We start from the raw sequence: 1108 nt of genomic DNA on the forward strand, positions 1-1108 counted from the left end.
GGACGATAAAGAAAATAATTACCGCGAGAAATGGCATTGGTAACAGGGCCATAACGGTCAGTTTCCAACTAACTTGCGTGACCATGATGATCAATACTGCTATGCCGGTGATAACCGAGTCGGCTGCCGTTAATACCCCTTCGCCAGCTGTCATAACGATGTTTCTTACGTCGTTCGTGCCGCGCGCCATCAAATCGCCAGTTTTGTATCGTTCAAAAAAGCGGGGAGGTTGAGTCGAAAGGTGGCGGTAAAGGCGGTTGCGTAAAATGGTTCCAAGTTCCCAACTCGCACCAAATAGCCATATACGCCAGAGGATTCTGCACCCGTAGATGGTGAAAAGTAGAACAATAAGGCCTAACAACCACATGATTAACGTGTTTGTTTCTAATGTGTTATCAACAACGCCATCGACAATCACTCCGACTGCCTTGGGTGGAACCAGCTGAAGGGCAGAGATTACTGCAAATAAAAGAATGGAACCCACATAATGTTTCCATTTTTGTCGAAAATACCAACGCAGCTGCCAGAAAATTCTCATTACGCCTCCTGCTTTAAATTATTGAATTTGTTATGGAACTATTATTGAGCGAAATGATGAGTTTACAAGCACAATTTTTGAGCGAAGAAGAAAACAACAGATTGTGTCGATTTTGAATATATGCGCTCAGGAATTACTTGCTTTCTCGCTGCAAGAAAACCATGCAACAATATTATGTGAAATCTATGTTAAGTTGAGGTTTTGGCGCGTAAGTTAGCGCTAAAAGTAGAAAGCTTCAAAATGTACAATTTTGAAGCTTGTTTGGGAGGGTTTTTAGCAGTCTTCAGTTTGAATTCCATAGCGAAGTTGTCCGCCCGGTGTTTTAGGGTAGTACACTTCGACATAACACAGGTGATGGATGCTCACGGGTTTGTTGGCAAAGCCGATAAGGAAGTAGGGTTCAGTCTCTGAATCGGCGCCGTACCATTTGTTGATGGTGAGGTGTGGGTCAAAACCGGCAAGCTCTTTTGCTGGAATCACGTTTTTGATTAATCCAAAGTAACCAATAAGATCGTTTACGCCGTCGTTATCTAAGTCGATGTTTCGCGTGTCTTCGGAGTTGATGCTCTC

General features: G+C 43.4%; 2 protein-coding genes. Both read right to left on the reverse strand.

Features of this window, described 5'->3' with window-relative positions; genetic code table 11:
- Nucleotides 1-538, reverse strand: a 538-nt coding sequence (locus R8N28_RS26510; protein WP_318183826.1) for an ABC transporter transmembrane domain-containing protein, incomplete at its 3' end; no start/stop codon positions are given.
- 273 nt (nucleotides 539-811) lie between these two features.
- Nucleotides 812-1108 (reverse strand): type II secretion system protein (locus tag R8N28_RS26515; protein ID WP_318183827.1); only part of this gene is annotated, 297 nt, incomplete at its 5' end.

The organism is Vibrio sp. Vb1554, from assembly GCF_033344235.1.